Origin of the sequence: Shuttleworthella satelles DSM 14600, from assembly GCF_000160115.1 — a bacterium.
Classification (GTDB): domain Bacteria; phylum Bacillota; class Clostridia; order Lachnospirales; family Lachnospiraceae; genus Shuttleworthia; species Shuttleworthia satelles.
The window spans coordinates 162908-188940 of record NZ_GG665866.1; the positions used below are offsets into that span (position 1 = coordinate 162908).

The following is a 26033-nucleotide window of genomic DNA, read 5'->3' on the forward strand; positions in this document are numbered from 1 at the left end:
TATCGCTTACCGATCCGCCATCTCCTTAACCCGATCCTCCACATTCTTATGGAAGTTAAGGACATTGTGAGTATACTCCTCATTCATATACCTGGATGTGATCATAAAATCTGCCGTAGAACGATTGTTGGCAATCGGAATATCATACACCTCCGCAATACGAAGAAGCGCTTTCACATCAGGATCATGAGGCTGCGCTGTCAGTGGATCGGAAAAAAAGACCACCAAGTCGATATTGCCCTCAACGATTTTGGCTCCAACCTGTTGATCTCCACCCAGAGGACCCGAGTTATAGGCTTTGACCGGGAGGTCTGTGTTCTCAGCGATCAACCTGGCCGTCGTTCCTGTCCCGCAGAGGAAATGCCTGGAGAGCTCGGAGACATGCTCCTTACACCACTCAATCATCTCAGGTTTCTTTCCGTCATGCGCAATCAAAGCGATCCGCTTCTGCCTTGGAATTGTAAAGGGGATATACTCATGATTCATCAAAGTTCCTCCTGTCATAAAACACGGTTGTTTCTAAATCATAAATGATTTTTCTCTAGATTTTAAGCATTTTTCAAAGGCGCAAATATCTGCTCCGCGTATGCCTTCCTGCTTCCCCCGATCAGGACTTCATTCAATTGATCTCCCTGCAAAGACGAAACATCCCCTCGAAGCAGCTGTATCCCCTCTTCCGAAAGCTTCCTCTTACCCATATTTATCTCACCTTGCTCGCACTGAAAATACCAACTGTTGTTTTTATCCCTGAGCTTCTTCTGTCCCTTTCAACTGTGGTAACATTTTAACATAGCCGGTTGGCCTTCATTGACCGGATATGTTAACAGAAAGTGTCTCCCGAATGAGCCTGATTATCCTATATATAAAAACTTTTCCCCCCCTTCCCCGCAAGGGAGCTGACGCCATGATGCACCGCTGGGGTCTGAACCTGTTAAGTCATGGTCTCCGCCAGATCTACGGTCTTACCCTCTCTTCTCGTGCCTTAGAATATCGCGGGGACCATGAGGGCCTGGGCCCCGGCTCCGGCAATTCCGGACACATTCTTCTCGGTCCCCATGGCAAGCCCCGTCTGTCAGATCACCCTCAGATTCACTTCAGCTTGACCAACTGCCCCGGATTGGTCGCCTGCGCCTTCTCTGACAGCGAGATCGGCATTGACGCGGAAATGCCCCGCGGCGTCAGCCCAGCCCTCTTATCCAGGGTCTTAACAGAGGAAGAGGCAAAAATGCTTGCCTCCTCTGATCACCTGTCCTTCTCCCACCTGTGGACCTGTAAAGAGGCTCTGGCTAAGTGCACCGGACTTGGACTCAACTCCGATATTTACCGCGTCAGCTTCCGACTCTCTGCCGCCGCCGCAATTCCCCCTGCCGCAAAGTATCCTCCTCTCTTTTATCCCCTCCTGCCCGTTCGTTTTCAGAGAAAAGACTATTATCTCGCCCAGGGACATCTCCCCGACGGTCACATCATAAGCCTGTGCTCAGCAAAGGTCATTGACAGCATAAAAATTTTGCCTGTTCAGCAGACAAGGCAGTGAACAGGCAAAATAACATTGTGACGGTATGGCAAATCTGATTGTACCCTATCCCCGGCGGCATAATGCCGAATTAAATCTCAGGCTTTCTTCTTGGGCGACATGACGCCGAAATAGATCGCAAGCGCTTCCCTTGCGCTGCATGGCGCCAAAAAGAACCTCAGACGCTTTTCTTGGTCAGGCATGATGCCGAAAAGGCCTCAAGCGCTTCCCTTGTGCAGCATGACGCCGAAAAGAACCTCAGACGCTTTTTTCTTGGTCAGGCATGATACCAAAAAAAGTCCTCAGGCGCTCCTCCTGGGCTGCCAGTCGATAAAATATGCCTTATACCAGGTAAGAAAAGTGAAAATCGTCCAGACCTTGCGGCGGCCATTGACCTTTTTGGCATAGGTATCATCCAGAAGTTTTAAAATGGCAGCCTGATCAAAGAACTCCCCGGCAAAGTCCATGGCAAAGAGCTCGCGAACCTGCTTATAGTAGGTCTCTGTCTCAAGCCAGGCCTTGATGGGGGTTGGAAAGCCCATCTTCTTGCGGTTGAACCACTCCTTGGGCAGGTGACGGGAAGCCGCCTGGCGGAAGGCGAACTTGGATGTCTTTCCCTTGATCAGATAGGGGGTAGGCACCTTCTCAGCCACCTCTGCCAGCTTTCTGTCCAGGAGGGGCACGCGAAGCTCCAGAGAATGAGCCATGGACATCTTATCCGCCTTGAGAAGAATATCCTTGGTCATAAAGTGGTGTATGTCGTTGTACTGCATCTGCTTAGTATTGGACAAGCCGCGAGACCGGTCGAAAATCGGGTCCAGAATCTCCCTGACCGACTTGGACTTGCGATAGGGTGCGGTCAGCAGGGCCTCCGCCTCGCTCTCCTCCATGATCTTGGCCTGACCGACGAAGAAATTGCGGGGCTCATCCAAGCTTCGCACGATCTCAAGCTTGCCCCGGAAATTCCTCTTGCTCTTCTTCAGAAGACGCAGAAGTCCCTTTCGAAAAGGCTTGGGCAGGTGCTTTAAGATATTTGCCAGGACAATCACTGCCTCTACCTTGGTGTAAGGGCCGTAATCCTGATAGCCTGCAAAGAGCTCATCCGCCCCCTCCCCGGACATAACCACCCTTAACTCCCGGCTGGCCAGTTCAGACAGGAAATAGAGGGGAACGCAGGAGGGATTGGCGTCCGGCTCATCCAGATACCACTGAATCTTTGGGAATGCCTCAAAGGCCTCATCCGCGGATACCACGCGGGAACTGTGATTGATATGGAGATGGTCCGCCAGCTTCTCGGCGTACATAGCCTCGTTGTAGGTCTTGTCGAATCCGACCGAATAGGTCTTATCCGGCCTTAAAACCGCCGCCACGAAGGAGGAATCCACGCCGGAGGACAGGAATGATCCCACCTCGACATCCGCAATCCGGTGGGCGTTGACCGACTCGACCACGGCGTCATCGATTTCATCGACGATCTCATCCAGGGACTCTCTCCCCTCCCTGAAATTCATGTCCCAGAACTTGCGGATCTGCATCTTGCCATCTTTGAGTGTGAAACAATGGCCTTCCGGAAGTTTATAGACCCCTTCAAAGAAGGTCTCCGTGTCCATAGCCGAATACTGGAAGAAGAGGAAGGGCTTTAAGGCCTTTTTATTCAGCTTTCTCTCAAAGGCCGGATAGGGAAGGAAGGACTTGATCTCAGACCCGTAGAGGAAATCACCGTTGTCGAGCAGACTGTAGTAGAAGGGCTTGATCCCGAAATGGTCTCTTGCTCCGAACAGCTCCCCCGTCTTCCTGTCATAGATGACGAAGGAGAACATGCCGCGCAGCTTTTTGACCACATCGGTTCCCCACTCCTCATAGCCGTGGAGAATGACCTCCGTGTCCGCCTTGGTAGAGAAGCGATGTCCGGCCGCGATCAGAGTCTTCTTTAAAGCGGGGAAGTTGTAGATCTCCCCGTTGAAGGTAATGACCTTATCCTCATTTTCATTGTAAATGGGCTGGTTGCCCCCCTCTAAGTCAATGATGGACAGGCGGCGAAATCCCATGGCCGCCCTGTCGTCTATGAACTGACCGGCGCTGTTCGGCCCCCGATGAACGATCATATCCATCATATCCGTCAGGACCTGCTTCCTCTGTTCAGGATCAACCAGAGACCGACCTACATATCCGGCAATACCACACATAGCAATTACCTCTCCTCGCCGGAGTCCCGGCGAAATCACTCAAAAACAAATCTGCTCTATTATACATGATTCTTTTTCTTTGGCAGCTAACTTCTCCCTTGATGGACCTTCTTTCCCTTTTGATTGGTATTCTTCCCCTCTCGTCCTTTCAGACTCCGGTAAACAGCTGATCTTATCTTCTTTCGCTCGTTCCGTCAGAACAGAGCTCTCATATTTTCGCTCGATCTTCTACTGGTCCCTTGATTTTCTGTCGACCCCTTGATTTTCTGTCGACCCCTTGATTTTCTGTCGATCCCCTGATTTTCTGTCGATCCACTGATTCTCTGTCGATCCCCTGATCGTTTAGCGATTCTTCCAGACAGACCCCTCCCCATCGGCGGATACCGTCTTCTGAACTGCTTCATAAGCTGCCTTAATCGCCTCCCGCTCACTGTCGTCGACCTGGTCCTGATTGGGGCCTCCCTCCATGTAATCCGTGCAGAGCAGGGTTTTTATATCATAGAGCTTAGCAGAAGACTTACTCTTAGCTGCCGTCTTTTTGCCTGTGCTCTTTTCTGTCCCGGATTTCCCGCTTGCGGCATTACCAGCCGCATCCGCGGCGGCGCCCTTCTCCGTCCTCTGCACCCAGACCGGATGCGAGAGCACATCCTCGATCATCAGCTGGCCGGAGGCATCCTTCTTGAGCACCGCCTCAATGATTGTCCCCCGCTGACTCTTATCGTTTCCCATGACCTCCTTCACCTGATTGGAGAGAAGATTTCCCATGGAATAGATGATGAACTTGTCCTGGCCATCCCTTGTCACTTTTTCTGTGGCCTGTACCACATGGGGATGCCCCCCGAATATCAGGTCAGCCCCCCAGTCAATCATCTTATGATAGAGCGTCTGATCCGCCTTGGAGACCTTCTCCGAGTATTCCGTGCCCTTGTGGGGGATGACAATCACAAGATCCGCCTGCTGCCTGGCTGTCTGGATCTTCTCCTTGACATAATTCTCATCCAGCATCTGCATATATTGCTGCCTCTGCACAGCCGTAACCCCCTTGCCGGCTCCGTTTTTGTTGTTATATCCGTAGGAAAAGCCCAGAATAGCGACCTTGATCCCCTTCACTTCCCTGATCAGGATACTGTCCTTGTCGTCTTTGATCCCGATTGTGGAAATGCCAGCGTCCTCGAAGGCTTGCCTGGTATCTAAAGCCCCGTGGATTCCCTGGTCCAAAATGTGATTGTTTGCCAGATCCATCACATCAAAGCCCGCGTCTTTGATCGCCGAAACGACCTGACCGGGCGCATTGAAATTGGGGTATCCTGCCGGCTTGACCTGCTCAGTCACCACTCCCTCGAAGTCGCCGATCGCCAGATCCGCCGAAGAGATCAGAGCTTTGACAGAGGCATAATTGGAGCTGAAATCATAGCCGTCCTGTGTCTTGCCTCCCTGAATTAAGCTGTCGTGATAGATGATATCTCCGCTTGCGGTGATTCGAATCCTCCCGTCATCCGCCGGCTCCTTCGGAGCTTCCTGGTCGGAAATGCCCGGATCCGGATGTGTGGCCAGAAACTGTCCCAGAATTGACCGGACATAGAAGAACATAAAGAAGAGGATGATTACCAGTGTCAGCAGGAGAAGAATCAGATTTCTTCCCAGGCGAAGACCCCTGCCCATCCCCCGCTCTCTTTTCTCTTCCGACTCCTTATACTCTCTCATGACATCTCCTGACTGCTTCTATGTCCCCTTAACCAATCGCTCTAAGGCGCCTCTTTACAGATCTTTTTGCCCCTTTGCGCTTTCATTATTTTATTATAATTTCTCCGGCCGCGAAAGTCGAAGACGACACCTGTCCCGGTCTGTCCCCGCTCGTATCCTCTGTATTCACTGCGCCCTTTCTTCATCCGCCTCTACATGGGATCTCCGCAATCTTCTGCTTCCTGCTCCATCGTGCCCCGGCGCTTTTCCCCGTCCTCCTGCGCTCCCACTCCATGCGCTCTTCTCTCCTCCTCAATAATATCCTGTATGATCGGCTGATGATCGCCTCTTCGATTCTCTTCTCCCATGACTGAGCTGTCCGCGTAGTTCTCAAAGATGTCCCGCTTCCTCTCCAGGAGGTCTCGGATTCGCTCATCCACGGTCCCCTCGCAGAGGAGGTGACGTACCAGGACATTGCGCACCTGCCCCATGCGATAGGCCCGACCGATGGCCTGTTCCTGCAGGGAGGGTTTGATCTGGGGCTCGCAGAAAATAATCACGCTGGCCGCCTGTATATTGAGACCGGTTCCGCCGGCTTGAATCTGACAGGCTAAAACACTGCCCGGCCTTGCGTCGCGAAAGCGGTCGATGATATTCTGACGCGTCTCGGCATTGACCGAACCTGTAATCAGGGGCAGACATTGGTCACCCAACAGCTTCTGTACTTTGGATAAGGTATCGAGGAAGAATGAGAAAACCAGAACCTTCCGTCCCTCCTCGGCCGCCGCGCGGCAGATCTCCAGAAGGCGAATTCCCTTGGCCGACTGGTCCGCTTGCCTGGTCTGCCAGCCCACCCGGCGCAGGCCGGGAAAACTCCCCTTTGGATCCATGAGAATCTCGCAGTAAGCATCCCTGTCCTCCTTAGACATCGGACACCAATCGTCCTCCTCAATCAGATCCGGCAGCTCCCGGAGGACATCTTCGCGCTTGCGGCGCAGATAGACCGGTGCGATCATCTCGCGAAAGGCAGGCGCGTCACACATATAGCTGTATTTCTGCGCCTCATGACCCAGCTGCGGGTTCAGCCAGAGCAAGAGACTGCAGAACTCATACACATTGTTCTCCAGGGGCGTCCCCGTCATAAAGATCAGGCGATCCGTCAGCTCTGTCAGCTTCCTCGTGTAAATACTTCGCTTGGCCTTGGGATTTTTTACATAATGGGCCTCATCCACCACCATCAGATCAATGGAAAACTGATCAGGGAGCATCTCCCACAGTTCATCCATCGTCTCATAGTTGCTGACCGCTACGCCTCCCTCTTCAATCCAGACCCTTCCGGCCTCATCCCTGCTCCTGCCATGAATGACCAGGGGCGAAAGGCTGCTGTACTTGCGAATTTCCCGCTCCCAGTTGATCAAGAGTCCGGCCGGGCAGACGACCAGAAAATGTCCCTGATTTCTCCGATGATCATCCTCAGAAAGCGCTGATGCCTTTATTTCCCCCTCCAGGCCGCTCTCAAGGGAGGCCATGGCCGCAATCGCCTGCAGGGTTTTCCCCAGGCCCATTTCATCCCCGAGAAAGGCCTTTTTCTGGTGCAGTATATAGCGGGCTCCAAATTCCTGATAGGCGCGAAGTGTCGTCTCCTCCCTGAGCAGGCTGGTATCCAAAGCTTCCCCGCGAACCTCGTCCGCCAGCTGCCGCGGAAATGTAAGATCCCCCGTCGCTATCTGAAAACCCGTATCGGCCTTCTCCAATGCGGCGTAATAGGCCGCCGCATTCTTCTGATAATCCTCAAGAATGGTCTTTTCCTGCGCCGCGGAGACGGTGACAAGCTCCTCTCTCAGGCGCTTGCAGCGATCACGGTAGCCATCCTCCAGGAGCTTGTTTAAAAGATCATATCCCCTAACCGTGGACTCCTTCTTAGACCGCGAGGCAAGAAACCAGTGCAGACTCCCCTTGACCAGGATGGCGGACAGGCATTGCTCCAGGGACGCATGGGTATCCACATAGAGTCTCTTTGCCTCCTGAACCGGTCCGACCAGGTGGATACGCATATACAGAGACTGGATTACATCCAGCTCCTCCTGATCAGGCGCGTCCGCGTGCAGACGCACGGTATTGACCCTGGCCATACCTGCGATGAAGCTGTCTGCCGCCTGGCGAATTCGCCGCCTGTTATCCTCCCCGATCCCGGAGATGCGCTCCAGCTCAAAATTGGCATAACGGGAGATCTGACCGATATTCTCAATGCCGGCCCCGCGCAGGACTGACACCCGAATATTCTTATCCACATCTGACAGCCGCTCGATCGGGATCGACTCCAGCTCCTTCTTTGCCTGGACAAGACGCAGGGACTTAAGGCGGCGCTTTAATTCCTCGATCTGTACCTGGTCCAGATCCTGTATCTGCTTCAAACTCTGATCCAGCTCCCTGACCTCTGAAAGGATGAATTTCATCTGTCCGAAATTTGGACTTGCGATTTTTGCCATGGCTTCCTCTTGCTCTTATCTCAGATCCTTCCGATCCCCTTTCCTATGATACACATATTCCCATGTGAATCAAAAGCGGCGCGAAAAATCCCGGTGAAACAAAACAACAGGATACACGCGCCGCGAGCATCCCATAATCGCCAACAAAAATCCCGCCGGACAAAACTGTACGACGGGATTTTCGATCACGATATATCTGTTTTCGGTTGAGTTCTCACACTCCGCCTGCACCTCACAGGACATCATTATTGATCAATACGCTGTAGTAGGATCCCTTATTAAAGAGCCCCTTGTCCTTGACTCCCCAGGCTACTGCGGAGGCTGCCAGCCGGTCTTTCTTTCTTCCCTTCATGCCGCGGCTGGTCAGGACAATCCCCTCAGAATAGAGCTCTGCGTTTAAATACTCATACAGCAGATCCGCCTTCCCCTGACTGACCAATTTAGTCAAAAACTCCGGATTGGTATCCAACCAGCCATCCGGACTGGAGTCGGAGCATTTGGCGTACATCTCGCCTCCGCCCAGAGATTCCGCGCAGACCGAGCGAATTTTGGCCAAAATATCCTCACCGATCACTCCGTCCCTGATGGAATAGGCATAGTAGGCGCAGACAAGACCGTCATCCTCCATTTCCTTGAGCAGATACAAGTTGGAAACGCCTCGCTTACTGTATTTTTTCCACTTGCCTCCTATCGAAGAAAAGACCCGATCGGTGTAGGGGCCTGCGGATCCGTTCTCCAGAGCCTGCTCAAGGGTCTGCAAGTCAAGCTCTTTCTTCTGCCAATTGTCTACAAGATTATAGCGTATCTCTGTCATCATCTCCTCCTTAATGCTGCATTTCCCTTAACTGACCTAAGACTCCTTTTGGGCCAGAGGAAGCTCCTCCTGATAGACCTGCTGTGTCTGCGCGTTAAAGACAAGTTTGAAATCTCTGCCCAAATAAACCTCAACGGGGCAATTCTTCCTCTCCAGCTTCTTCGCCCAGCCTGTCACATCATCCCGGATTTTAACCTGAAAATCCAACAGAAATTTCCCCTCCGGCAGAAGAATGGCAGGTGTCAGAATCTTGTTATTGAGAAGCACTGGAAAAGCCTTATCCGTCTCAGCATCGCGCAGCTTAACTTGAACGAACTGACCGCAGGCATCCTCGACCTCGAGATAGAGCTTAGATACGCCCTCCGCATGCTCAATGGATCGAATCTTCTGGAATGCCGTCCTCTTCCGCTTCTCCACAAAGCGAAGCCGAATCATGCTGACACAAAACGCAACCCACAAAACAAAGATGATGATCCAGGGTTTCTCTGTGAGCAAAGCTATCATCATATCATGCAAGTCTCTTTTCTCCCCTCTTACATTCCACCAAAAATCATCCCCGATCATGCCGACAGGAGCCATCACCAACAGTACCATCAAAGATCATCTCTGACAAGGACACTTGAAATTATCTTTGACTATGCCAGCAAGAATCATCCCCGACAGCGCTATCAAAGATCATCTATAGCTATAAAAACACAAGAGCCGGGGCAATCGGCACTTGTTCTCTCCGAAAAACAAATTAAAAAATCATACTGGATTCCCATCCGGACCACAAGATTTCCGATAGACAATTTCCCCTGATACTACGGTCACTTGCACCCGATATGTATCGTCCAGGAGAACGAAATCCGCGTCCATCCCCTCCTGAATCCGTCCCTTCCGATCCGCGATTCCAAGAAGGTCTGCCGGGTTGCTGCTGAGCAGAGGAATGATCTCCCCCGGGGACCTTCCTGTGAATGCAAGCAGATTGCGAAAAGCCTGCGCCATCGTCAGCGTACTTCCCGCTCTGACGCCGCTGGATACCAGCTTGGCGTCCCCGTCAACGACGACGACATCATTTACCCCCAGCTGATAGTTCCCGTCCGGGAGCCCGGCGGCCATAATGCTGTCCGTAATGGCAGCCACCCTGTTCAGGCCCTTACATTTGATCAGCATACGAACGGTACCTGGATGTAAATGCCTTCCGTCGCAGATGGCCTCGCAGTAACAGTCGCTCTCCAGGGCAGCCCCCATCAGACCAGGTCTGTGCTGGTGAAAGAGGATCATACCGTTAAAGGTATGCGTGATCGCCCTGGCCCCACTTTCGATTGCCTCCATACTCAATTCATAGCTGGCCCCGGAATGTCCGATGGCAACCGGAATGTCCCCCGCGATCTTCTTGAGCATGGGCATGACTCCGGCTACTTCAGGAGCCAGAGTGATGTATCGGATGCTTCCCTCTGCGATTTCTCTGTAGTGATTCAGAAGATCTTCATCTCCCTCCCTCAGCAGGTCCCTCGGCATGGAACCCCTGTATTCCTCTGACAAAAAGGGCCCCTCCAGATGAGCTCCTAAGAGCTGGGCTCCATAGCCCCTTTCTCTGCTGACATCCCGGATCACTGCCAGGCATCGATCCGTCCTCTCAATGCTGTCTGTGACAATGCTTGCGTTCCAGGCTGTAACCCCCTGCGTTGCAAAAAACGCCGCGATTTTCTTCAAGCCCTCTTTATCCGCAGCATTGACGTCAATCCCGACGGCCCCATGGGTATGAAGATCAATAAAGCCGGGAACCAGCATCATGCCCCGTCCGTCCAGGACTTCCTCTCCCCCGGCGGACTCCATGAAGGCGGCCTCTTCATCCGGACGAATCCGCTCGAATCTGCCGTTGGAAATCCAAAGACTTCCCCAAAAGAAGTCTCCCTCTCGATAAATCCTCACATTTTTTACCAGTCTTCTTCTCATTCTTCCTTATCCCCTGTCCTATAAGGATCCTTCCAGATTTCTTTTGGCCAAGATAAATTCATTCTCAGGCCTCTGATTCGGCATCTGATTTGGGTTTCTTCACCTCTGTCTCCTGCCGCAGCCTGTCCTTTTTTAGCTTAGAGGGACCGCATCCCTCTGGGCATTAAAAAGGCTGCCTGGCAGCGTTTTGGTTGGCAATAATCAAAGCATCCGCGTGTCCCTGCAGCAGCGTGGCCGGGAAGTGCCCGCTGACCTGCCCGTAAGCGGCCTGGCGGATCACAGCTCTGTGCCAGTCGCGAAAGACGCCCAGTCTGACCTTCCTGGCCGCGAGAATCTCACAGATTCCGATGGTAACGGCCCGTCGAGGCATGGCGTCGATTGCCCCATTCCTGTCGCCGATCGCGTTAGCCGTCCGTGTCTCCTGGCTGATATCCAGCACCCTTGTCGGAAGCTTGGCGAACTCCTCTGCGGGCAGGTTGTCCTCTGCCTCATTGAAGGCCAGATGACCATTGATTCCAATTCCGCCAAAGCAGATATCAACTCCTCCCAGCTCCTCAATCAAACGGTGTATCCTGCCGCAGTCCGCGGGGTCCGGAAAGATTCTCTGCACAGGGGGCATGACCAGGTCCGGATTAATTTTGGAATAGACTTCCCGATTCATAAACCCTCTGAAAGAGAGAGGATCTTCAATGTCAATATAGCTGTCATCATCATTGAGATACTCATCCATATTGATAAACCAGCAATCCCTCAGAGAAATCCCGCGCCGGTTGACCAGGCGGACAAAAATCGGATACTGGCCCACCGGTCCCACTGGGCAGATAAAAACCGTCTTCTTGCCCGCCTGATTGTTCTTCTCAATTTCGTCTGCCATTTCCAGGGCAATTTCATAGAAGACCTCTCCGGAATCCCCTAATTTCAGAATGGGGATCTTCGCGCCCTCTCCAAGCCTCTCCTCAGAAATCTGAAAGTAATTCCCGCTCATTTTTCCTCCTTCTCTCATTCCCTCTGCCCATGACCTGTCTCTTCTTTATTTCCTCTCACCCGTGGCAGAGCCCCGTTTTACTTCATTCTGCCTATGGCCGGTTCCCTTTTCCTTTTCCCTCACTCATAGCCTGTCACCTGCGAAAGAAGCTCTCCAGATTCATTTGACGGATCAGCTCCACAATCTCCCTGCTCCTGTGACAGCCAAATTTGTTGAGCAGGCTCTTGATTTGCGTCTTGACTGTCACGAGCTCCACATTCCGCAGCTGGGCGATCTCCCTGACCTTCTTGTCCTCCAAAAGAAGGGAGACGATCTCCTTTTCCGTCGGCGTCAGCTGCGTCACGTTGTTGAGCAGAAAGACTAAAGAGTGCTCGCTTTTTCGCAGCCTGGTGTACTCGCGCATAATGGACTGCTGAATCCGGCTGTCTAAAACCGAAACTCCCCGGTAGGCCTTTCGGATATGATCCAGGAGAACCTGATCGTCACAGCCCTTGATCACATAATCCACCGCCCCGGTTCCCATACCGGAATTAATCATCTCATCGGCTTCATGCGCCGTCATAAAGACAATTCGAATCTGCGGATGCCGCCCGTGAATGGTCTCCGACGCGTCAATCCCTGCAGTCAGCGTCTCCATCTCGATGTCCATCAGTATGATATCCGGCAGTTCTCCTGCCTCCTCGACCAGGCGGCAGATTTCCGACCCGCTTCTGGCCGCAGCAAGCAGTTCCATATCCGGCTCCGCCCCGATGATCTCGGCAAAATCCTCCCGCAGAATCGGAATGTCTTCCGCCACCATCACTCGAATCTTCCTGCCCTCTGACATCATTGGTCCCTTAATTTCCTTCCTTTTTGCCGGCTGCCCTCATCTCCGGCTTCCTGCCTGCCGTAAGCGCGGGCAATAAGATCATAAACGTGCTTCCTTCTCCGCTCTTGCTCTCCATGCGGAGATGTCCCATGTGCTGACGCACAATTCGATTGGTGTAAAAAAGCCCCATCCCCCAGCTGGAATCCTTGCTCTTACTGGTTAAAAAAGGCTGAAAGATCTTCCGCCGCATTTTATCTGGAACCCCGATTCCATTATCTGTGACAGCGAACACAACCCACATTCTCTCCGCTCGAATCGTCAGGCTGATTCTGGCCGGCCCCTCAATCCCCGCGGTCGCCTCGCAGGCATTGACCAGAAGATTATAGATAGCCTCCGAAAATAAAGAGAAGTCGACCAGGACCCTGTTCCCGGTCTGGAAATCTCTCCTGATACTGACACCGGGATATTTCTCATGAAATTTGCTGATCGCCGCGTCCGCGACTTCCCTTGCATTCGTCAATGCCAGGATCAGATGCTTGCTGTTGATTGTGGCGTAATACTCATCGATGTGCGCTTTCATGCTGTCGTTGAGTCTGGCCATCTCCTCTTCATAGTCCTTCAGCTGCCGCAGGTCTGGCTTGTCCTTGCGCAACTCCCTTCGCATGCGCTTGTGAAGAACCTGCGCGGAGAGTATCTGGTTTTTCATGCTGTGCGCGAAGACAGATATCCCCATATCCGCCGCCGAAAACTGCTTCTCCAGCACCGCGTATTCCCTCTCCTCCGAGTACTGAAAATGCTCATAGCGCACAATCCCCCAGGCTCCGATCAGCGCCCCCGCAATGACAAGAAGGATCAATATATCCCAGCCCGTGCTGCTCAGGGAAGGACTGATATAGTTGCTGATTCCCAGATTCAGATATTCCGTGATAAAGAGATTATAGATCTGCGCCGGGTCCTTGGTGGCAAAAATCAGATAGACAAGCATTTGGCTGACGATCGCGATGAGAATATAGAGGAAATTCTTGCGAAAGACCGGAATCGATATCTCGTAGTACTCATACAGAAGAATCCCGAATGACACAAGAAGCTCCGCCACAATCCAGGCAAAGGAGCACCGCACCAGAAGAGACAGCATGTGAATCTGCCTGTAGATCATCCACTTGTAAATGTCCGGATAGTAGAGCATGGCCAGCAAAAGTGTCGGCGCCACGGCAAAAAGGTATATCTTGCGGCGCTGATCGCGGATGTATCGGTTCATACTCAGGGCAAGGGCCGTCATGACGAGAAAACAGGGGACCATGAGCCTGGACACACTGGTCAGATAGCCGAGATGATAGAGATTGACGGGAAGCTGGTGCATCCAGCGCATGATCCGCTCATTGAGAAAGAGAAGGCGCACATCTCTGGACGCCAGCCCTCCCATGATGGCAATGTAGAGAACAATGCATGAGACGTGCAGGAGATTGGCGACATTCATGACGGAAAGGACCAGGGGAAAAGAGTGCCTGCGCATGATCGTCGTAAAGAGCACTACAAAGGTACTGATTGTCACAACAATGATCAGCATTGCTCACCTCTCCCGCTCTCTTTTCGCCTTTCCTGAAAGCAAAGGGATTCACGCTTCGCGAACCCTCCCTGAAAACAAGGGAATTCACACTTCGCGAGCCCTTCCTGAAAACAAAGGAATTCACGCTTCGCGAGCCCTCTCTTGTCATAAACAGCGACGGGTGCATACATAAAAACCGGAGTCCCAGAAAGCGACTCCGGCCTGTGCGCATCCGTCAAGAAGCTCTCCGACTTACTTGGAATTCTTAGATGCTTCATATCCCTTCTGCATGATATCATACAGGACATATTTATCGGTCTCAACCTTTTCCTTGATGCGTCCGTTCCCGATAAAGACATTCTGCTGGGTCTCATAGACCTTCTGCAGGGCCGCCTTGTCACCGGCGATCTGATTGATCGTCGTCCAGTCGCCCTCCTTGGTCGAAGCGAGCAGGGTCTCTTCCGGAGCGTCAATGTGCTTTGCCACAGACTTGGCTACGTCGTCGATATGGTCCGCGCGGTAGATATGCGCCTTGTTGATGGCCTGTGAGAAGCGAACGAGAACGTCCTCATTCTTCTGCGCATAGGCCTCCGTCGTGATAAAGCTGGACGGGAAGGTTGCCTTGTCCAGGTAATCCGCATTGCTTCCCAGACTCAGGTACTTATCCCCCATGGCTTTCTTTAACGTCACCGTATTGGGACTCCATGTAGCGCAGGCATCCACCTTATCGGATACCATGGCTGTCGTCATGCCGTCCACTGCCATCTCAACTAAATTGACGTCGCTCTCCTTGAGTCCGGCGGACTCCAGAATTGCGCGGAGGATTACTTCCGAAGAGGTGCCGGAGGCAACCGCGATCGTCTTGCCCTTTAAGTCCTCCTTCTTGTTGATCCCGTGCGCCTTGTTGGCTACCACCTCGTCTGCCAGGGAAGTGGTGCTGTCCATCTGGAAGATCTTAGCTTTCCCCTCGATGCACAAGGCGTGCGCCCCATGGCCGATCTGAGAAATGTCGATGTCCCCGGATGCCATCGCCGTGATCTCCGCCGGTCCTCCCTGGAACTGCACGGGCTTTACATCCAGTCCCACTTCCTTGAAATACCCCTGGTCCATTGCCGTAAAGAGAGAGGACGCAGATCCCAGATTTGGCATATAAGCCACGCGGACTGTTGCCGGCGTATACTCCTTCTTGATCCCCTCCGTCTTGGTCTGGGACTGATTATCGGAAGACTTTTGACCTCCGCATGCCGTCAGAACCATCGCGCCGGCCAGTGCCAGCGTTGCCAGAATTCGCTTTGCTTTCATTGTGACCCCCTTTAAAAGTTGTGTGACGCAACAAGGCTTCCCGATCCTTATTTGCGAACCTCCAAATACTCCTCGTATACCTGACCCCAGATATCGTTCTTCAGCTCCAGAAATCTCGGACTCATCTTGGTCGCCTGATCTCTTGGATATGGAATGTCGATATCGACGATATCCTTGACCCTGCCGGGCCTTGCAGACATAATTACCACCCGCTGTGCCAGGATGATCGCCTCCTCCACATCATGCGTGATAAAAAAACAAGTCTTCTGCTCATGTTCCCAGGTCTCCAGGAGCTCCGTCTGCAGCTGCACCCGGGTCTGCGCATCCAGGGCTCCGAAGGGTTCATCCATCAGAAGAACCTCCGGATTGACCGCGTAGGCCCTGGCAATCGCTACCCTCTGCTTCATGCCCCCTGACAGCTCCTTGGGATAGGAATGGGCAAAGTTCTCAAGCCCCACGGCCCTGAGATACTTCTCAGTGACCTGCTCCATCCTTTCTTTGGGCATCCCCTGCAATTTCAGGCCGAATTGTACGTTTTTTTCGACGGTAAGCCAGGGGAAGAGAGCGTACTGCTGAAAGACAATGCCTCTTTTGGGACTGGGCCCGTCAACCTCCTTTCCGTCCACCAGAATCTCCCCGCTCGTCGGAGTATCCAGCCCCCCGATCATGTTCAAGAGGGTGGATTTCCCGCATCCGGAGGGACCCACGACGCAGACAAATTCCTTATCCTGAATGGATAAATCGACGCCATTTAAGGCGACCACCTCTCCATTTCTCGTTTGAAATTTTTTGACGAGATCCCGGATCTCTACCTTTACTGAATTGTCTCCTGCCATCCTGTGAATCTCCTCTCCAGTCCCCTGACAATCTTCTCAAACGCGATTCCAATGACTCCCAGAACGATAATTCCCAGAAGGACAATATCCATCTGATAGTAACCGCTCGCCTTCTGAATCATCATACCCAGACCTCTGTCTCCGCCGACGATTTCTGAGGCCATCAGCGTAGTCAGAGAGGTGGAAAGGCCAAGTCTCGCCGCGACCAGAATATAGGGAGTCGCCGCTGGAATCGTCACCTTGAAGAAGATGTCGCTCTGCCTGGCGCCCAGCACCCTGGCTGCCTTAATCAGGGTCACGTCCACACTTTTAACCCCCTGGTAAACTGTGACAACCTGAACTAAAAAGGACGCGATGACGATAACGGTGACCTTTCCCATGTTCCCGACGCCCAGGGCGGCCGTAATCAAAAAGACATAGGCGAGAGGCGGAATATTGCGCACGAACTGGATCCATGGCTCGACAATTTTCTGGAAGGGTTCATACCAGGCCATGAGAAAAGCAATGGGAATTGCCAGCAGAAAGGCAATCCCGAAACCGGTGAGCACCCGGGACAGAGATGCCCAGACATGCTCCCAGAGAATCGTGCTGTGCACCCCCTTCTCCAGAAAGACCTGCCAGACCTGTTCCGGATTGGCAAATATAATCGGCCAGCGAGAGGAGGCGAACAGCCACAGGGCAAGAGCTACCCCCAATGAAATCAAAAGCCACACCCACTTGGGTATCAGATTCCACCGGGTCTTAGATTTATGCTTCATTTTATCCCCCTGTCAAAGACAAAAGACACGATTCCTCATCCTTATACCCATCCCCAAAATGAGAATCAGATCATCTGATGTCTTCAGTATATGCGCCGGCCAGAGGAGAAATAAGTATGAAAATTTTTCATACCTTTTGCAGCGCTGGGAGATTTTTCAGTTGATAGTAAAGTTCGTTTTTGCGGCTGACAGCATCGGGAAATTTTTCAGTTTTCAGACGCGATTCCTTCATCGACCGGTTTACAGACACTTCTCCAATAGTCAGCTCCCGGGAAGCAGGATGTCAAATCCGGCGGAAAAAGACAGCCCCTCCTTGAGACAGACTTCTCCATACCGGTCGGACAGGTCTCCCTCGAAGCCCGCGGAATCGCTCCTTCCAAACCAGGGCTCCAGGCAGATAAAGGGCTGACTGTCTCCTGGGACAGACCAGATTCCAAAGTCAGGAAAATTCCCGCAATTCAGAGTCAGATACAGGTCCCCATTCGGGCGGAGAATACTGGCGGAAGAAATCTGCCCCTGCTGAAAGATCAGCGCGTCTTTGTCAAAGAGCTCACTTGTCAGGGCAAGTCCCTCCTTTTTCTTCACAAGCTGGTAGCTGTGACTGAGATCGACCGCGCCGCTGACCGGATCAGGCAGGTAATAGGACAGACTCTCCTCCCCCGGTCCCGCGAGGACAAGCCGGTAGTCACTGCTTCTCTCTCCCTCCTTCAGGGGCAGGGCAAAGCCCGGATGTGCCCCGATGGCAAAGTACATCTCCTTTTCGTCGCGGTTACACAGCTCCAGCCGGACAGACAGCTTCCGTCCCTTGAGTTGGTAGATGACATCCAGGCAAAAGCGGAAGGGATAGATCTCTCTTGTGACCGAATGATCTGTCAGGCGAAGGTGAAGGCTGGATCTTTTCTCCTCCACTTCCGGCGGTTCTGACTTCTTTGCTCCTCTGACCGGCTCCGCACCATGGGCTCCAGGGGAATCTTCGACGAGGGCAAAGATCTCTTCTCTGGCAAAGCCATGTCTTAACATCCGGTAGATCCTGCCCCGATAGCGATAGCTGTCGTCGATCAGCTTTCCCACGAGGGGAAAGAGGAGGGGGGCATGCCATCCCCAGACAGTTGGATCCCCCTGCCAGATCAGTTCTTCACGTCTTTGTTTGTCATAAAGACTGCATAGCTCTGCCCCTCGCAGCGCAACTTTGACCCGGAGGAATTCGTTCTCCAGAAGCATTGTCCCTCTTTTCCTCCCTAATTGATATCGGTTCAATCACGCAGTTCTCTCCCCGCCTGATCCGCCTTGATCTGATTGACATCATGCTCTCCATAATGCAGATCTCCCGGCCTGCGCCCGTACTCATCCATGGAGTCCAATTTGCTGTCCGCCATGCACAGGTGAACCGCGGCCTTCTTAAAGGTCATGGGAAGGGCCAGTATATTGGGGTTTTCTCCCACATACTTCTTCCTGGCGTCCGCGAGGGCCTCCTCAAAGCTGGCTCTGGTCTTTAACCCCATCGCCCTTGCATAGCCGGGTTCCTGGGCCCCCACGATGTAAATCGCGCTCGTGTTCATCTCCGCAATATGGCCGCAGGCCATCATGGAGAAGCCGTGGAAGGGATGGAAGGCGTTCGCGAAGCGGTACTTGCGAATATACTCGGCATTTGTCCCGTAGTACTCGCCCAGACGATTCATGTCCGGAAGAATATTCATCTGATCATGCTGGAAATTCTCAAAGAGCTCCCGCAGATAGGGCCAGCGGCTGTCATTGAAGAAACCGTTGCAGAGGGAGGAGCAGATGATCACGCAGTGATCGCTCATAATCCGCTTAAAGCGCAGAACCTGTGCCGAAAGCGCCTGCATCATCATGATGGGATTGGTCCCCATGCCGTCTCCGTAGTGGAATTTCTGCGGCATCCCAAAAACCAGGACGTCGTACTTCTTCCTGGCCCAGTGCACATAGGTTCTCTGATCCGCGAGCTTCCAGCTCTCGGGCATCATCTCCCTCGCGTAACCGGAATAAATTGCGATCTGGCGGGACATGGTGTCCAAAACGGCGTCGCAGCAGAAGAAGGGATGCCCCATCTTATACTCCATGTGCATGCTGATCTCGTCGAACTTGTCGCGCATGAGAGAGCCCCCGTTGACAGGGGTGAAGTCCTCCCGGTGCATGACCGCGGGCACATGATGGCTGGCAATCGACCTCCAGTTGGTGATCCCTGTGGCGGAGTGCTTATATCCTCCCGAATAGCCCCCATAGGGATTCCCCTGCACATGCCCGACCAGGATGGGGATATCGCACTCGAAGACATACCTGCTCATGCTGACAGGATCGCCGCGCCTGGTGACTCCCAGATCCACCATGTGCTCCGCGTCCTCGGAATCATGGCTGATTATCTGACCCGTATGCCAGAAGTCCCCATAGAGTTCCGGCCCGAATATGGCCAGGGCGTCCGCCTCCGTGCTCCTGGGATGAAGGCCGTTACTGATGATAAAGAGAATATGCTCCTTTTTGACCCCGGCAGCATACAGCTCCTTCAGCATGTATTTTACAGCGAGCTTGCGGTGGCTGGTCGCCTGCTCGCCTCCCTTGACGCGATCAGGAATAATGAATACCACCGTCTGGCGGTCAGCGGGCTTCTCATTCTTTTGAACCAGGTCGGTCAAACAGTCCATCCCGATCGGGTGGGCCAGACTCTTTTGATAGGCTTTCTCAAGCTCCTCCTCCGGGATACAGGCCGGATCCTTCACGGTCTCGCCGGGGATAAAGATATCTGTGCTGTCCGGCAGACTCGCCTCCATGGTTCCGGCCCCGTATTCAAACGCAATATGCTTCATACTTCCTCCTTCTGATCTTACACTCTCTTTTGCCTACTGATCTTCTCCTCCCAGATAGAGCCTGACAATTTCAAGATACTCCCGGGGGTAAAAGCCGATCTCCCCGGAAAAGCGGGTGAGGGCGATCAGGCCTCCGTCAATCTCCGGAATGGCGGCAAGCATCCTCGCGTTGTCTGTCTTTAAGCCGCCCCCATACACCAGGTCCAGTCCCTTTGTTTTCTCCTTAACAAAGCGGGCGATCTTTTGAATATAAGCCGCGTCGGCCGGTATTTTGCCCGGACCGATGGACCAGATCGGCTCATAGGCGATGGTGACTCCGGCTCTGTCTGAGGGAGAGATGCCCGAAAGACCAAGCTCCAGCTGCTGCCCCAGGACTTCCTCCCAGCGCTCCTGCTCTTCGCTCTTCTCTCCGATGCAGTAGAGCACCTTCATTTCCCTCTTCAGGGCGCAGAGAATTTCCTGATTCAGGACCCGGTTAACTGCCTCCTTCGCCGTATCCCCTGTCAGGCCGCCGCCGGCAAGAAGTCCCATCTTGTCATTCCTCTCTTCACAGTGGCCGATGATCGTGTAATCAGCCCCCAGAGCAAGCGCGGCCGCCGCGGGGCGGTTGCTGGTAAAGGCTCCGAAATTGCCGCCGGGTAAGACGTCCTCCCGATAGACGCTCTGACAGCCCAGGATCAGTCTGCTCCCGGGTTTTCTGGCCTCAGCCGCAGAAAGAATATGCGCCTCCGGGAAGAAGACCGCAAATTCCGTATCCTTTCCATAGGCCTCGATTTCATCCTGAATCCCCTCGACCACGGCCCGTCCCCAGCCGGCAATGGGGGCCAGACGGTTGACTCCCCCCTCCTTTGCCGGCACATCAAAGCGCTTGAGATTTAAAAAAATATGCTTCATACCTATGATACCTCTATGACACCTCAATATTGTCTCCGTAAAACCATTGTCTATATTTAAATTCCCGCCTTTTGATAGCGGTCGGCCATCTCTTCCAGACTCACCGGGATCACCTCAGAGGCATTGCGGTAGCTTCCGAATTGGACGAGAAGAGGGGCAATGGCAGAGATGGTCCCCCGATAGAGGCAGTCGTCGACCAGTTCCACATCCTCATCAGCGAGCTCTCCATAGAGAATCGCGTCCATGATGCCCGACACATAATTCCGGGGGTCCACATTGGCCGGGTTGGCGGTCAGCTCCCGATAGACGCAGGCGACACTCTCGCTCTCCCTTAATTCCGGGTGATCCTGAAAAAGCGCGAGGACATTTCTGGTGCTTGCCATGCGAAGGTCGGTATCTACATTGATCTTATTGATCCCGCAGCGGCTTACGTCGACCAGCTGATCCACATCGATCCCGTAGGCATTTTCCATCCTTCCCCCCAGCTCGTTGATCTGCCTGACAAATTCCTGCGGAACTGTCGAGGAGCCATGGCTGACCAAAAAGCCGTCGATGCCTTCATGGCGCATGCACTCCTTGGTGGCGATGGCAATTTCCCTGCGGATCTTAGCGTCCCTGCCCTTATTCGCCCCGTGCATGGTTCCGTAGCTGATCGCCAGAGCGTCCACCCTGGTTTTTTTGAAAAAATCGACTGCCTGCAGGGGATTGGTATAGGTTGAGCTCGCGGAGAAGACGTGATCCTCCACGCCGGCAAGAACGCCCAGCTCTCCCTCGACCGTAACGCCCAGAGGATGGGCATATCGGACCACCTCTCTGGTCAGCTCGACATTCTCCTCGTAGGGAAGACTGCTGCCGTCGATCATCACGGAGGTGTAACCCCCCTCAATGCAGGCCTTGACCGTCTCAAGACTCCTGCCGTGATCCAGGTGAAGGGCAATGGGAATGGGACTCTCCTGACCGAAATCCCTGACAATGTTTCCCACATTCTCTGCGCCCTTTTTCTTGCTCTCTATGGATCCATGCATGAAATCGACTTCTCCGCCCATAAAGGCGTTGGAAGCCTCCGCCCCCTGCAGGATACAGGCGCTCTCCAGGAGCTCATGGATCTGCACGGCGGCAGCGATCTGACTGAAGCTGTTCATATTAAAGGCCGCCTGACCGTACCCCTTGCGGTCCGCCGCCTCTAAGATACATCTCATTGGAACCAGCATATTCTCCTCCTCTCCTCAGTTAAAGGAAATCATCTCCGGCAGATCCGCTCCCAGAAGCGGCCTGCACCAGTCCATAAAAGCCTCGGTAACCCCGTTGCCCCTTGCGTTGATATAGGAATCAGGCACTGTTCTCTCCGTCATCATCACCTGGTCGATGTCCACCAAAAAGGCCTCCACCCGATAGGGGCGATCGCAAACGCGCCGAAATGCCACCATTTTCCCGGTCGTTCCGGACAGCACCTCCCTGCAGGCAAGCGCCCCTGCCTCAATCGCCTCCGCCCGATCAATCGGGCTCTGCAGCTTGATGGAGGCTCTCCCGATCAGTCCCGGCTTCTCGCTGCGAGCCTTATAGCCCAGCCTTCGGATCACAAGATTGGCCAGATGCGCCCCCACGTCGCCGAAGTAGGTCGCCCTTCCCACAGTAAAAATCGGTTCCACCACAGGCCTGCCGGAGGCATCCTTCAGGCCCTCGCTGGCGACAACGACGATCCCTTTTTTGACCTTCAAAAGCCCTTCGACATCCTCGATAAAGGCGTTCTCATCAAAGGGTCGTTCCGGCAGATAGATCAGATCCGGTCCCGGTCCTCCCTGATCCGCCGCCAGGGCGGAGGCCGCCGTGATCCATCCGGCATTTCTCCCGGAGGCCTCGATGACAGAGACATGGATGGGCAGGCCCCTGACATCGGCGCAGACCTCCCGGACACTCTCGGCGATGAACCTGGCCGCGCTCGGGAAGCCGGGGCTGTGATCTGTGACGGCAATATCATTGTCCATGGTCTTGGGAATTCCCATCACTTTGATCTCAAGCCCCTGCTTCTGGCAGGCCAGAAAAAGCCTGCCGCAGGTATCCATGGTTCCGTTGCCCCCGTTCATGAGCACATAGCGGATCTGATGTCTCTTCAGGATCTCCGCCATTCGCATGTATTCCGCTTCGTTAAGCTGGTCTCTGGAGGTCCCGATGGCACTTCCCGGAGTCACAAGCAGCTTCTTTAGATCCGCCTCCGCGACCTCAGTCAAATCGATCAGTTCTTCCCTGATCAGCCCTCCGGTTCCGTTCCTGGCTGCCAGAATCCGTCCCCTCTTCAGTCTCTTTTTAGCCTCTGTCACTGCCCCGTAAAGAGAGCAGTTGATTACTGCTGTCGGCCCCCCGCCGTGCATGATAAGCAAATTCTCATCCATTCCCTTTTCCTGATCCACTCTGTACACAAAAACTCTCTCCTGTTTGATTTAAAATAAAGTCCCCCGTCTCTAACCGTTTATTTTTCTTCTAAAATCTGAAACATTCTTTTCTTATAGGCCTCTACCCCCGGCTGATTAAAAGGGTTCACTCCCATCATTTCACAAGAGATATAACAAGCAAATTGGAAAAAATAAAAGAGTTGACCAAATCCGTAAGCATCCAACCGGTCCAACTGAAGAATGGATACCGGCAATCTCTCGGCATGCGCCTGAACAGTTGCATCAAAAGCTGCCCTGTTAATATCAGCAAAATCCTTCTCATCCAAATAATCAAAGGCATCCGGCAGTCCATCTGCATGGATCATCAAACTGTCATCCGCTTCTTTTACGTCCAGAAAAGTCTCAAAGAGCATGGGCATACCTTCCTGGATAAATTGACCAATGGAGTGCAGTTCTTCTGAAAATTCCCCTGTCACCGGCAAAATCCCCCGATTATCCTTCCCCTCGCTCTCCGCAAAGAGCTGTGTCCACCACTTGTAGAAGAAACGGAAACGCGGCTCAAAAGAAGAAAGCATCTCCACCTGATAATTCTTCTGATAGCATAAATTGCGCAGGCAGGCATATTGGTATGCCATATTGTCTTTCCCTCGCTTCGCATGTAAAAGCATCTGCATCATATGCGCTCCCGCAACCAGAGATTGAATATCAATCCCCGCAACCGCCATAGGCAGAAAGCCAACATTGGTCATAGCCGTGAATCTTCCGCCCACTTTGCTCGGAAAATCGAAGAAATCATATCCCTGTTCTCTGCTCAGTCGATCCAGAGAACTTCCGACTGTTCCACAAGTAATGATTCGTTCATGTGCCTTCTTCCCGTACTTTTTGTCCATTAACTCTCTCAGAATCCGAAAGGAGGAGCCGGGCTCCAGAGTCTCAAAATTTTTGGCGATACATTCAATGTAACAACTTCTGTTCTCCAACTTACTTAGAATTTTCTTTAGCTGCGTTGGATTTAATGTGTTCCCGGCATAAATAATCTCCGGATCCACTCCCTCTCTCCTCGGAGCAATTGCTTCGACCACAGAGCGAGCCGCATTATTGGAGCCGCCCACGCCAATCAGAACAAATGTGTCCGCATTCTCCCGTATCTCCCCAGCCTTGTCCAAAATGCGATTCAAAACGTCTTTTCCTGCGCAAATCCGGGTATCAAGCCAGTCCTGGCTGTCCGCATATTTGGCCTGTCCTTCCTGAACTCTTCTCAAACAATCTAGATTTCGATTTAAAAATTGCTGATAATCTTCTTCCCATCTCTCCCCTGATATTTTTATATTATATGAAAGCATTTTCCCATCCCTCAAAATACAAGTTCTCTCTTTTTAATCCTTTCAAAAATCTTGCATCTATTTATTAAATCTTTTTATTAATTATAGGTTCTCTTTTTTATAGATCAATATCGGAAATATCCATAGTTTCACTATCCCAGGCTTGTGGATTATGCTGAATTTTCTACCGAAACATTATCCCCCGCAAATACTGATCCGCTTAAAATTTTTTAATAGGCATCGATCCCCATAAATCTCTTCCTCGACCACACATTGCGTAAAAAAGGATCCCTGTGACCTTTTATCACCTGGATCCACTCTCTATTCTTTACCGTTCATTAAATTTATTTAATTTTTACCTGCCCTTGCTGGAGATAAATCTTCACAGTCCTCCAATTATATTCTTGTAAAAACAAAATCCCCTCTCAATGATAGGAAAGTTTCAATCGAAACAATCAGCGATCAGATATTCAAGAAATTCTTCTGAATACATCCGAGGGCTGCCCCCAAGGCTCCGTCGTAGGAATCGTATTCGCGAAATCGTATCTCAACATCCTTTTCATTCATTCCAAAGAAATGCTCTCTTGCATAAGCCACCAGTCTTTCTCTGTTGGTCTTCCACGTCATCATATAAGCATCAACCACAACCGCATTTGGATTGAGCAGATTGACAACATTGGCCATGGCAAGAGCCTGCCCATGAATACAGCTGTCAATCAGTGCGTCAATTTCCTGGTCTCCCCCCATCTGCAGCTCGAGAATCAGCCGCATGGTCAGTTCCTCTCCCGCGTCCAGCCTCTTGCGCAAAGCTGCCAATCTTCCCTCTGCCATTTCCCTGCGGCAGAGCTCAAAAAGGGCCGACTCTGAGGCGAGCTGGTCTGTCGTCACAGTCCTCTTTTGCCCCTCGTGATCAGAGGACAAGAGAACCGTCTGTCCCAGTTCTCCCGCTCCTGCGCTGTCCCCGGAGAGAACCAGATCATTCATAAGAATGGGACAGGCGATCCCTCGCGAGACAAAAAAATAGGCAAACATCCCCGGCCGTTCTTCGCGCAGCAGCATCTCATAACCTGTGGCCCGAAGACGCGTGTTGTTATCGACGCTGACCGGAACTGAGAATCTCCTGCCCAGGTCCTCTCCCAGCGTTTTCCCGTTCCAGTCCTCTCGAAAGGTATAGCGGATCCGTCCCCGGTCCGTGTCCACAAATCCCGGCACTCCGATTCCGATTCCGATCAGTTGATCCCGATCAATCCGGTGCAGAAAATGCTCCACCAGATTTTCGAGCTCTGACATCATTTTCCCATAGCTCTCGGAGGCTTTCGGATTCGTCACGCTCTCAACAGCCTCTCCGCGCAAATTGACCAGAATCACCCGGCTATAATAAGGTCCCAGCTCAATGCCGATGGCGTAGGCCGCCTCCCGGCGAAATGCCACTGCCAGGGGGCGTCTTCCCGAATTTTTGTTCCGGCTCTCCTGTGAAAGCGGCTCTGTGATGACAAGACCCTCACGGATCATCTCATTGATGCTGTTCGTGATGGTCGGCAGGGTCAGTCCCAGTTCCCTCGCAATCTCATTGCGCAGGGCATGCTCCATTCGAAAAATCTTGTTTTTAATCAGGATGCGATTCCTGCGCTTAGTCTCTTGCAGGCTGTTTCCGCTCTCAACAATCATCGCCCTCACCTCTTCCCGGCAGTCTCACAGAAAAACAGTCTTCTTTAGCACGGATACCCGACCGGGGTGCTTATGA

22 protein-coding genes are annotated in these 26033 nt (G+C 52.7%); 1 reads left to right on the top strand and 21 read right to left on the bottom strand.

Features of this window, described 5'->3' with window-relative positions:
• Positions 1-6: 6 nt before the first annotated feature.
• The gene (locus GCWU000342_RS00765; RefSeq protein WP_044960673.1) at positions 7-486 is read right to left on the bottom strand and encodes a methylglyoxal synthase; all 480 of its coding nucleotides are present in this window, start codon (positions 484-486) and stop codon (positions 7-9) included.
• 62 nt (positions 487-548) lie between these two features.
• Positions 549-698 (bottom strand): hypothetical protein, encoded by a 150-nt coding sequence (locus GCWU000342_RS10365; RefSeq protein ID WP_006905240.1) that lies wholly within the window; start codon positions 696-698, stop codon positions 549-551.
• Between the two features lie 206 nt (positions 699-904).
• Here GCWU000342_RS10365 and GCWU000342_RS09830 point away from each other — a divergent pair, with 206 nt between their 5' ends.
• Positions 905-1534, top strand: a complete 630-nt coding sequence (locus GCWU000342_RS09830; protein WP_169304653.1) for a 4'-phosphopantetheinyl transferase family protein — start codon at positions 905-907, stop codon at positions 1532-1534.
• Positions 1535-1815: 281 nt separating this feature from the next.
• On the opposite strand, the gene asnB is transcribed toward GCWU000342_RS09830, so the two are convergent.
• The 19 genes from asnB to GCWU000342_RS00870 form a co-directional block, all read right to left on the bottom strand.
• Positions 1816-3699 (bottom strand): asparagine synthase (glutamine-hydrolyzing), encoded by a 1884-nt coding sequence (gene asnB / locus GCWU000342_RS00775; RefSeq protein WP_006905242.1) that lies wholly within the window; start codon positions 3697-3699, stop codon positions 1816-1818.
• Positions 3700-4041: 342 nt separating this feature from the next.
• On the bottom strand, positions 4042-5403 hold the full coding sequence (locus GCWU000342_RS00780; RefSeq protein WP_006905243.1) for a CapA family protein: 1362 nt from the start codon (positions 5401-5403) through the stop codon (positions 4042-4044).
• Positions 5404-5594: 191 nt separating this feature from the next.
• A complete protein-coding gene (locus GCWU000342_RS00785; RefSeq protein WP_006905245.1) occupies positions 5595-7871 on the bottom strand; it encodes a DEAD/DEAH box helicase in 2277 nt (758 codons plus the stop codon).
• 232 nt (positions 7872-8103) lie between these two features.
• Positions 8104-8685 carry a hypothetical protein gene (locus tag GCWU000342_RS00790; RefSeq protein WP_045000061.1) on the bottom strand — a complete coding sequence of 194 codons (582 nt, stop codon included), beginning with the start codon at positions 8683-8685 and terminating at the stop codon, positions 8104-8106.
• 36 nt (positions 8686-8721) lie between these two features.
• Positions 8722-9282 (bottom strand): hypothetical protein, encoded by a 561-nt coding sequence (locus tag GCWU000342_RS00795; RefSeq protein ID WP_156784457.1) that lies wholly within the window; start codon positions 9280-9282, stop codon positions 8722-8724.
• A gap of 150 nt (positions 9283-9432) precedes the next feature.
• Positions 9433-10626, bottom strand: a complete 1194-nt coding sequence (nagA, locus tag GCWU000342_RS00800) for an N-acetylglucosamine-6-phosphate deacetylase (RefSeq protein ID WP_006905249.1) — start codon at positions 10624-10626, stop codon at positions 9433-9435.
• A gap of 163 nt (positions 10627-10789) precedes the next feature.
• Positions 10790-11611 (bottom strand): sugar phosphate isomerase family, encoded by an 822-nt coding sequence (locus GCWU000342_RS00805; protein ID WP_045000066.1) that lies wholly within the window; start codon positions 11609-11611, stop codon positions 10790-10792.
• A gap of 133 nt (positions 11612-11744) precedes the next feature.
• Positions 11745-12410: a response regulator transcription factor gene (locus GCWU000342_RS00810; protein ID WP_242649984.1), complete on the bottom strand. Its 666-nt coding sequence runs from the start codon at positions 12408-12410 to the stop codon at positions 11745-11747.
• A 37-nt stretch (positions 12411-12447) separates the two neighbouring features.
• On the bottom strand, positions 12448-13986 hold the full coding sequence (locus GCWU000342_RS00815) for a sensor histidine kinase (RefSeq protein WP_006905252.1): 1539 nt from the start codon (positions 13984-13986) through the stop codon (positions 12448-12450).
• A gap of 231 nt (positions 13987-14217) precedes the next feature.
• Positions 14218-15267 carry an ABC transporter substrate-binding protein gene (locus GCWU000342_RS00825; protein ID WP_006905254.1) on the bottom strand — a complete coding sequence of 350 codons (1050 nt, stop codon included), beginning with the start codon at positions 15265-15267 and terminating at the stop codon, positions 14218-14220.
• A gap of 47 nt (positions 15268-15314) precedes the next feature.
• The gene (locus tag GCWU000342_RS00830; RefSeq protein WP_006905255.1) at positions 15315-16103 is read right to left on the bottom strand and encodes an ABC transporter ATP-binding protein; all 789 of its coding nucleotides are present in this window, start codon (positions 16101-16103) and stop codon (positions 15315-15317) included.
• Entirely contained in the window at positions 16082-16861 is a 780-nt protein-coding gene (locus GCWU000342_RS00835) for an ABC transporter permease (protein ID WP_006905256.1), read from the bottom strand. Before GCWU000342_RS00835 ends, GCWU000342_RS00830 begins: the two co-directional genes overlap by 22 nt.
• A 261-nt stretch (positions 16862-17122) precedes the next feature.
• A complete protein-coding gene (locus GCWU000342_RS00840; RefSeq protein ID WP_006905258.1) occupies positions 17123-18082 on the bottom strand; it encodes an aldose 1-epimerase family protein in 960 nt (319 codons plus the stop codon).
• Between the two features lie 32 nt (positions 18083-18114).
• Positions 18115-19683 carry a lactate racemase domain-containing protein gene (locus GCWU000342_RS00845; protein ID WP_006905259.1) on the bottom strand — a complete coding sequence of 523 codons (1569 nt, stop codon included), beginning with the start codon at positions 19681-19683 and terminating at the stop codon, positions 18115-18117.
• Positions 19684-19716: 33 nt separating this feature from the next.
• Positions 19717-20577: a triose-phosphate isomerase gene (locus GCWU000342_RS00850; protein WP_006905260.1), complete on the bottom strand. Its 861-nt coding sequence runs from the start codon at positions 20575-20577 to the stop codon at positions 19717-19719.
• A gap of 56 nt (positions 20578-20633) precedes the next feature.
• Positions 20634-21788 (bottom strand): class II fructose-bisphosphate aldolase, encoded by a 1155-nt coding sequence (locus GCWU000342_RS00855; RefSeq protein WP_006905261.1) that lies wholly within the window; start codon positions 21786-21788, stop codon positions 20634-20636.
• 15 nt (positions 21789-21803) lie between these two features.
• Entirely contained in the window at positions 21804-22967 is a 1164-nt protein-coding gene (locus GCWU000342_RS00860) for a diphosphate--fructose-6-phosphate 1-phosphotransferase (protein WP_045000493.1), read from the bottom strand.
• 77 nt (positions 22968-23044) lie between these two features.
• Positions 23045-24310 carry a glucose-6-phosphate isomerase gene (locus tag GCWU000342_RS00865; protein WP_006905263.1) on the bottom strand — a complete coding sequence of 422 codons (1266 nt, stop codon included), beginning with the start codon at positions 24308-24310 and terminating at the stop codon, positions 23045-23047.
• A gap of 441 nt (positions 24311-24751) precedes the next feature.
• On the bottom strand, positions 24752-25957 hold the full coding sequence (locus tag GCWU000342_RS00870; protein ID WP_006905265.1) for an ROK family protein: 1206 nt from the start codon (positions 25955-25957) through the stop codon (positions 24752-24754).
• Between the last annotated feature and the right edge of the window lie 76 nt (positions 25958-26033).

What these genes read in the sequence shown, in the direction of transcription:
- GCWU000342_RS00765 (WP_044960673.1), bottom strand. Translation starts at nt 486, where the DNA reads ATGAATCATGAGTATATCCCCTTTACAATTCCAAGGCAGAAGCGGATC.
- GCWU000342_RS10365 (WP_006905240.1), bottom strand. Translation starts at nt 698, where the DNA reads ATGGGTAAGAGGAAGCTTTCGGAAGAGGGGATACAGCTGCTTCGAGGG.
- GCWU000342_RS09830 (WP_169304653.1), top strand. Translation starts at nt 905, where the DNA reads ATGATGCACCGCTGGGGTCTGAACCTGTTAAGTCATGGTCTCCGCCAG.
- asnB (WP_006905242.1), bottom strand. Translation starts at nt 3,699, where the DNA reads ATGTGTGGTATTGCCGGATATGTAGGTCGGTCTCTGGTTGATCCTGAA.
- GCWU000342_RS00780 (WP_006905243.1), bottom strand. Translation starts at nt 5,403, where the DNA reads ATGAGAGAGTATAAGGAGTCGGAAGAGAAAAGAGAGCGGGGGATGGGC.
- GCWU000342_RS00785 (WP_006905245.1), bottom strand. Translation starts at nt 7,871, where the DNA reads ATGGCAAAAATCGCAAGTCCAAATTTCGGACAGATGAAATTCATCCTT.
- GCWU000342_RS00790 (WP_045000061.1), bottom strand. Translation starts at nt 8,685, where the DNA reads ATGACAGAGATACGCTATAATCTTGTAGACAATTGGCAGAAGAAAGAG.
- nagA (WP_006905249.1), bottom strand. Translation starts at nt 10,626, where the DNA reads ATGAGAAGAAGACTGGTAAAAAATGTGAGGATTTATCGAGAGGGAGAC.
- GCWU000342_RS00805 (WP_045000066.1), bottom strand. Translation starts at nt 11,611, where the DNA reads ATGAGCGGGAATTACTTTCAGATTTCTGAGGAGAGGCTTGGAGAGGGC.
- GCWU000342_RS00810 (WP_242649984.1), bottom strand. Translation starts at nt 12,410, where the DNA reads ATGGTGGCGGAAGACATTCCGATTCTGCGGGAGGATTTTGCCGAGATC.
- GCWU000342_RS00815 (WP_006905252.1), bottom strand. Translation starts at nt 13,986, where the DNA reads ATGCTGATCATTGTTGTGACAATCAGTACCTTTGTAGTGCTCTTTACG.
- GCWU000342_RS00825 (WP_006905254.1), bottom strand. Translation starts at nt 15,267, where the DNA reads ATGAAAGCAAAGCGAATTCTGGCAACGCTGGCACTGGCCGGCGCGATG.
- GCWU000342_RS00830 (WP_006905255.1), bottom strand. Translation starts at nt 16,103, where the DNA reads ATGGCAGGAGACAATTCAGTAAAGGTAGAGATCCGGGATCTCGTCAAA.
- GCWU000342_RS00835 (WP_006905256.1), bottom strand. Translation starts at nt 16,861, where the DNA reads ATGAAGCATAAATCTAAGACCCGGTGGAATCTGATACCCAAGTGGGTG.
- GCWU000342_RS00840 (WP_006905258.1), bottom strand. Translation starts at nt 18,082, where the DNA reads ATGCTTCTGGAGAACGAATTCCTCCGGGTCAAAGTTGCGCTGCGAGGG.
- GCWU000342_RS00845 (WP_006905259.1), bottom strand. Translation starts at nt 19,683, where the DNA reads ATGAAGCATATTGCGTTTGAATACGGGGCCGGAACCATGGAGGCGAGT.
- GCWU000342_RS00850 (WP_006905260.1), bottom strand. Translation starts at nt 20,577, where the DNA reads ATGAAGCATATTTTTTTAAATCTCAAGCGCTTTGATGTGCCGGCAAAG.
- GCWU000342_RS00855 (WP_006905261.1), bottom strand. Translation starts at nt 21,788, where the DNA reads ATGCTGGTTCCAATGAGATGTATCTTAGAGGCGGCGGACCGCAAGGGG.
- GCWU000342_RS00860 (WP_045000493.1), bottom strand. Translation starts at nt 22,967, where the DNA reads ATGGATGAGAATTTGCTTATCATGCACGGCGGGGGGCCGACAGCAGTA.
- GCWU000342_RS00865 (WP_006905263.1), bottom strand. Translation starts at nt 24,310, where the DNA reads ATGCTTTCATATAATATAAAAATATCAGGGGAGAGATGGGAAGAAGAT.
- GCWU000342_RS00870 (WP_006905265.1), bottom strand. Translation starts at nt 25,957, where the DNA reads ATGATTGTTGAGAGCGGAAACAGCCTGCAAGAGACTAAGCGCAGGAAT.